This window comes from Brachyspira sp. G79 (assembly GCF_002379365.1).
Taxonomy (GTDB): domain Bacteria; phylum Spirochaetota; class Brachyspiria; order Brachyspirales; family Brachyspiraceae; genus Brachyspira.
Window position 1 is genome coordinate 274,455 of sequence record NZ_JQIU01000009.1, and the last position, 7,512, is coordinate 281,966.

At 24.5% G+C, this 7,512-nt stretch carries 5 protein-coding genes; 2 read left to right on the top strand and 3 right to left on the bottom strand.

The window, feature by feature from the left end:
- Window positions 1-262 precede the first annotated feature (262 nt).
- Together KQ44_RS14160 and KQ44_RS14165 are read left to right on the top strand one after the other, a co-directional pair.
- A complete protein-coding gene (locus KQ44_RS14160; RefSeq protein ID WP_096737990.1) occupies window positions 263-1,537 on the top strand; it encodes a tetratricopeptide repeat protein in 1,275 nt (424 codons plus the stop codon).
- 73 nt (window positions 1,538-1,610) lie between these two features.
- Entirely contained in the window at window positions 1,611-2,318 is a 708-nt protein-coding gene (locus KQ44_RS14165) for an acyl-ACP thioesterase domain-containing protein (protein WP_096737991.1), read from the top strand.
- A gap of 13 nt (window positions 2,319-2,331) precedes the next feature.
- Here the strand turns inward: KQ44_RS14165 and murB are convergent, their stop codons facing one another.
- The 3 genes from murB to KQ44_RS14185 form a co-directional block, all read right to left on the bottom strand.
- Window positions 2,332-3,237, bottom strand: a complete 906-nt coding sequence (murB, locus tag KQ44_RS14170; RefSeq protein ID WP_096738004.1) for a UDP-N-acetylmuramate dehydrogenase — start codon at window positions 3,235-3,237, stop codon at window positions 2,332-2,334.
- Window positions 3,238-4,708: 1,471 nt separating this feature from the next.
- A complete protein-coding gene (locus tag KQ44_RS14180; protein WP_096737993.1) occupies window positions 4,709-5,899 on the bottom strand; it encodes a site-specific integrase in 1,191 nt (396 codons plus the stop codon).
- Window positions 5,900-6,003: 104 nt separating this feature from the next.
- Window positions 6,004-7,047, bottom strand: a complete 1,044-nt coding sequence (locus KQ44_RS14185; RefSeq protein ID WP_069732136.1) for an ankyrin repeat domain-containing protein — start codon at window positions 7,045-7,047, stop codon at window positions 6,004-6,006.
- Between the last annotated feature and the right edge of the window lie 465 nt (window positions 7,048-7,512).

The window sequence follows — 7,512 nt, forward strand, 5'->3', positions numbered from 1 at the left end:
TTGCCTATTTTACCATTTATATCATTTATTGCATTTGTTTTTTCATTTGCAGTATTATTTTGAATGCTGTTTTCTTCCATAAATTATATCCTCATAAACCCAATAATAGTAAATTAAAAATCGGTAACCATTATAATATAATAAATATAAAAATCAAGCATAAATATATTGTATTATTTTTATAAACATTTCACTTGACAAAACAAAGCTTTATTTTATATTTTTCATTACTATATTATTATAAAAAAAATAAGGAAATAAAATGTCATACTTTGAAGAAGGTTTAAAACTATTTAAAGAAGGCGAATATAAAAAAGCTGTAGAACTATTTAACAAAGCCTTGAATAAAGAAGAAAATACTAAATCAGGAATATATAACTATTTAGCACTTTCAGAAAATGCTTTAGGTAATTTTGAAGAAGCTATTAATTACTATGATAAGGCAATAGAAACAGATGAAAATTATGCCGAACTTTACTATAACAGAGCAAATACAAAATGCAATTTGGGTCTTTATGAAGAAGCTGTAAAAGACTATGATAAAGTGATAGAATTACTTCCTACACATTCAAAAGCATATGATGACAGAGGTTTTGCTAAAGGTAATTTAGGACATTATGAAGAAGCTTTAAAAGATATTGATAAAGCTATTATTTTAGACAGCACTAATATAGATGCATACAGCGACAGAGCATTTATAAAATTAATTTCAAAACAATACATAGAAGCTATAGAAGATTATAAAAAAGTTTTAGAATTAGATGATAAAGATATATATGCATATAATGGTATAGGCGATGCTAAAAGAAGCCTTGGACTTTATGAAGAGGCTATTTTTTATTATAATAAGGCAATAGAGATTTCTCCTTCAAGCAGTGCATATGCATATAATAATAGAGGAGTTTGCAAAATAGGATTAAAGCTATATAATGAGGCTATACTAGATATAAATAAATCTTTAGAGATATATGATGAATATACTGATGCGTATAATAACAGAGGAATAGCAAAGTATAATCTCGGACTTTATGAAGAGGCTATAAAAGATTTTGATAAAGCTATAGAATTAAATGCCCAGTATTATTATGCATACAATAACAGAGGCAACTCTAAAAGTGCATTAGGTTTTTATGAAGAAGCTATAAGCGATTTTGATACATCATTAAATATAGAGCCTTCATATATTGATGCATATTATAATAGAGCACTTGCAAAAAATAATCTTGGTCTTCATGAAGAAGCTATAAAAGATTATGATATTGTAACAGAGTTTAATAATAATATAGATGCATATTATAATAAAGCACTTTCATATTATAATTTATCAGATTATAAAGAAGCTATAAAAAATTATAATAAGGTTATAGAATTAAATCATAAATCTGCTGACGCTTATAACAACAGAGGCTTTGCAAAATATTGTCTTGGTTTTTATGAAGAGGCTGTAAAAGATTATGATAAAGCTATAGAAATAAATCCTGATTATGAAAGGGCTAAACAAAACAGAGAAGAGGCACTTGAAAAACTAAGAAATTAATTATCTTTGACAATTATATTTTTAGTATTATAATATTTTCTAAAAATAAGTTATAATAAAAGGTTATTGTATTATGTACGAAATGAAAACAGTAGTAGGAACAAGCCAAATAGATAAAGACGGACTTTTAAAAGTGTCATCTATATTTGATCTTATGCAGGATTGTTCTTTTTTTCAATTGGATTCTGATATAGAGCTTACAAAATATTTTAATGAAAATAATATAAGTATGTTTTTAGTATCAAGACAGGTTGATATATATAAACTCCCAAAATATAGCGATAAAATAACAGTACGCACTTATGTATATGAATGCAATGAGGCGTATGGATATAGAAATACTGTAATATATGATGAAAATGATAATGAACTTGCTATTTGCTATGCTATAGGAGGATTTGTAGATTTATCAAGCGGTGCTTTGATTAGGGTCCCTTCCTCATTTATAGAAAATTATAAATTTGATAAAAAACAGGATATGAATTATCTTCCTAGAAAAATAAAAACTGATAATAATTTGTTAAAAGAAATTGAGAGATTTAAAGTAAAAAAATACTGCATAGATGATAATAATCATGTTAATAATGCAAGGTATATTGATATGGCTATAGATTATGCCGATGATAATTTTAAGAGAATAAGAATAGAGTATAGAGTTCCTGCTGCTTTATATGATACTATAGTAGTGAAAAAAGCTTTAATTGATGATAAAGTTTTACTCAAGTTTGATAATGAAGATAATAAAACATATGCCATAATAGAGTTTTCTTATAGTTTATAATACTATAATTTTATTATAATTTTGCCTCTTCATCATTGGATATTATTCTCACTTCGGCATTAAGAGTAATTCCCTTTTGATTATATACTTCTTCTTTTACCTTTCTCATAAGATTAAGTATATCATAACCAGAGGCATTATTATAATTAACTATAAAATTTGCATGATAAGGAGAAACCATAGCTCCTCCGAGTCTTACACCCCGCATATTGATAGAGTCTATAACTTTTCCTGCTATCATATTTGTATTATAATCATTTAAAAATGTACTTCCTGCAGAAGGGTATTTAAATTGATGTTTTGTTTTTCTGTCTTTAAGATATTTATTCATTTCTGGTTTTATTAATTTTTTCGATGATTTATTTAATTTAAATCTCACATCTAAAATAATATATTTTTTATCCTGAAAAATACTTTTTTTATAATCATATTGGCATTCATTATTTCCTATATGCATATACTCAATATTGTCATCTATTATTCCCACACTGTCTATAAACTCAGATACAGAATGTTCATAACATCTTGCATTCATATAAGCAGCTCCTCCTATGCTTCCGGGTAAACCATATAAAAATTCCAAACCTGTAAATGCATTTTTATAAGCGTATTTTACAGTGTCAATAACTCTTGCCCCAGAATAGGATAATATATTATGTGAAGTATGTTCTATACGGCTGAAAAAACCTGTATATATTATTGGAAACTCTATTATCTTATCCAAAAATAATATATTACTTCCTCCTCCTAATATTAAATATCTTTTATTTTTTTCATTAAGAAGTTTTATTAAATCTATAAATCCGTTAATAGTTTCTGGAATATAAAACTCTGAGGCTTTAGCATTAATCCTGAAAGTATTAAATTTTTTAAGCGATACATTTTTTCTTATTAAAACACCTTTTATAGATTTATTCATCATATTTATTCCCATATATTTTATTAACATAATAATAACAAATTTAATAAAACATTACAATATACTGAAAACTTAAAAGTTTAACGAATTTTTTAAAATCTATGAAAAAGCAGTACAAGTATTTATTTTTATTGCTGATAAAAATACAAGAAGGATTATAATTTTGAGAGTATAATATAATCATTACTTGTACTGCATTTCTAGCTATTAAATTAAAAGAACTATTATTAACCTTACTCAAAGTATACAATATACCAGAGCATAATACAACTATATTATACATGTTTTATCCTTCAATGCTAAAGGTTTCTCACGCCTTTTTTTGATAGCATTTTTTATTTTTATCAGCAATTACTAATATACACAAAATAATTTTAAAGTCAACAAAATACAAAAAATTTTTAAAACTAATTATTCAATAAAATAAATTTGAGTAAAAGCAGTAGTAGTGGTAGTAGTAAAATTAATTGGCACATTTCTTGCAGTAGTAGTTAACTACTACTACCTACTTTAAAAACTTTCTTTTTGATTTAAAGATTTTAAAAATAAAAAACTAAAAAACATAGTTATCTGGTATTTATAAAAAAAGCCCTGTTTTTGAAGTTTTTTAATTGGGCATACATAAATCTATATTAAACCTAAAAAAGCCCTAAAAACAAGCCTCTACGCTTCAAATAAAGCCCTTCAAATAAAAAATCAAAACTCAATTTTTGATGATGTTATCGCAATAGCATAAATCAGCATTACAAAACGCCTTTTATAGAAAAAATATTAAAAAATATTATAAAAAAATTATACCGTAAACTGCTATTCTTTGAAATTAACAAAATGACAGTTTGCGACCGTAAACTGCTATTCTTTGAAATTAACAAAATGACAGTTTGCGACCGTAAACTGCTATTCTCTGAAATTAACAAAATGACAGTTTGCGACTGTAAACTGCTATTCTTTGAAATTAACAAAATGACAGTTTGCGACTGTAAACTGCTATTCTTTGAAATTAGCAGAATGACAGTTTACGACCGTAAACTACTGTTCTTTAAAATTAGCAGAATGACAGTTTGCGAAAAATCACCAAATCAATGATAAAAAGTTAAATCAAAAAGTTTTGAGTTAATTTTTAATGAGCTTATATTCTCTAATGATTTTTAATATTGAATATAATTTTTGATATTTATTTTGATTAATAATTTCAAATAAAATTAATAAAACGATATTTACTATTTTTAAAAATAGTAATATAATTTTGATGTTAGACATAATTGTATCCTCGTAAGTGAAAGTTATGTTTTTTCAAGGGTAAGGTTTTCCTAGAACCTTACCCTCTTTTTTTATTTAGGCTGATTACTTTTTATTTATTTTTTAAAAAAATTCATACCGACATCATTTTTTTTAAAAAAGCGTCCGCAAATATAAATTTATTTATATTTTATTATACAGTATTACGGTATAGTATTAATATATAGCCTAGCTATCTATTTTTTATACTCAGTTTATCAATCCTATTATTAAGCTCATTCATTTTGATGACTATTGTATTAAGTGTATTTGTTATATTTTCCTGAAAGTCATTTTTTATATTTTTGATTTCATTATCTCTATTTATTTTTTCTGTATTTGCTTTATTGAATGGGTGATTACTCATTGCATTTTTTATCATATTCATAAGCACATAAATATATCTGCTCGTTGTTGTGTTAATATTTGAATGTCCCATCATCTTGCTTATTAAATAAGTTTCTGTTCCGCTCTCTGCCATATCAGTTGCAAACCCACGTCTAAAAGAATGGCAGGTTATTTTTACCTTATTTCTTTTTGATATTATTCTCATAATCATAGTCATAGTTTCTATTGCTAAATCCTGACCATTATTTTTTATAAAAAGATTATTCTGTTCTTTAATTTTATTTTTTTTTAATATCTCATCACGCTCTGCTATATAATCAATTAATACATCTTTAATCATATCAGAAAAAACAACTATACGAGGCTTGCTTCCTTTGGTTTTATAAATAGTTATAGTTTTGTTTTCAAGATTAATATTTCTAATATCTATTCCTGCAGTTTCCTTTCTGCGAATACCTGTGTTTGACATTAAAAGCATCATTAAAATATTTCTTTGATTTGTGAAACTTTCTTTTGAAGTTCTTTCTATTTTTTTTATAATATCTAAAGTTTGATTTGCTTTTACTACTAACTGCTCTTTTATTATTGGCTTTGGTCTTTTTATATCATCAAAAGTATCTATCAATATTTTAGCTTCTATTATTTTTTTCTTATGCAAAAACTTTAAATAACTTTTAACAACATTTATTCTGCAGTTGATAATATCAGATGATAATTTAATTTCTGTTTGATATGATATATATTTTTCTAATAATTCTTTATTTATATTTTTGTATAAGACTTCAGTATTGCAAATATAGTGATAGTCTTTTTCAGAGAAAGACGACTGTGGCGACTGCCCACCTGTGGTGCCGCCTGTGGCGATAGAATAATCATTATCTTGTTTTATTATGAACTTAAAAAAATATATAATATTATTTTTATATGTTTTTACGGTTGATTGGCTTTTATCTATAGAAAGATAATCAGCAAATTGAAGGATAAAATTGACATCTTTGGAATAATCATAAAGATTATATTTTTCAGCATTAAGCATAAAAAAACAACTCCATTTTTATTCTAAAAAATTTGCTTGACTTTTGAAAAGAATAGAGTTGTTTTCTTAGATATAATCTATTATCGGTTTAACAAAATAATAATTTATCTATTATTAAAAATATCTAATATTTCTTTATTTCCTATGTCTTCTGCTGTGCTATAAGGAGTTATACCATATTGATGTTTTGAATAAATATCTGCACCATAATTAACTAATTCAATTATTATATTTAAATCTTTTTCATTAAAAATGTCATATCTTAATTCGTACTGCAATATCGCTACCATTAGAGGAGTATTTCCATTTTTATCTCTAATCTCTATATCTGCCCCTAGTTCTAATAGTTTTTTGGTGAGTTTGATATCATTATCACATATGGACTTTATTAATAAGGTATCATCATTTTTATCTTTGGCATCTATATTTGCTCCCATTTTTACTAATGCTTCAAGTTTTTTAAGATATAAATCAGTTGAAAAAGGAATATCTAATAATGCCGTATTTCCTTTATTATTCCTTATTTCTAATTCAGCTCCAGAGGCTACCAATTGTTCTACAACATTATATCCTACAGTAAATAATGCTGTATTTCCATCATTATCTTTTGCATTTACATCAATTCCTAGTTTTATTAATTCAGCTGCTATTTCTTTATTTTTTGAATAAAATAATGGTGTTTCTCCTTTTTTATTTATTATATTGAAATCAATTTTATTTTTTATAAGCTCTTTAACTATATCTGCATTTTTAGCATAGAATAATGCATTATTTCTATAGTCATCTCTCTTATTTATATAAGCATCATTTTTTATAAGTTCTCTTAATACGTCAATATTTCCAGATGAACTAGCGGTAATTATTGGTACTGTAACTGAATTTTGATTTGTAACAGTTTTATTAACATCAGCACCTCTTTTTATTAATTCTCTTACTGTATCAGTTTTTCCTAAAATAATAGCATATATTAATGGCGTATATGCTTTATTCACAACCCTATTTGTAATTAATGCATTAGCATCTATATTATCTTTCATTACTTTTTCTATTATAATTGAATTTTCATCCATTATTGCTTTAATAATATCATTGTTTTGGGCAAATATATTAAAACTTAAAATAAATAATATTAATAATATTTTTTTCATAATATACATCCTATTATTTTTATTTAATCATTCTATAAAAAATGAAATAAAAAATCAACAATAAAAAAGGTTAATAAGGGTTATAGTTTTTTATTTATAGTATAAAGTTTTTATTAAAAAGAAATCTGATGATTATAATTAAAAAAAATCAGCTGTAAGCTCTGCAAAGCCTACAGCCGCACATAATCTTAACAGGAGTTAAAACTATGTTCAATATTGATATCAATATTATATTACTGTTTTTAAAATAGCAAAGAGTATTATTATATCATTGATATGTTTAATAAAAAATTATAATATTAATTTTTATTGAAAATAATATTTTTTATTATAAACTAATAGTAAATAACTTTTATCTTTATTTTATATAATCTACTATTATAATTTTATTATCTTTGGTGTAACAGTTAGTTACACCTTTTTTATTCCTTTCATATTTCCTTATATATTTTTTATAAAGTATAG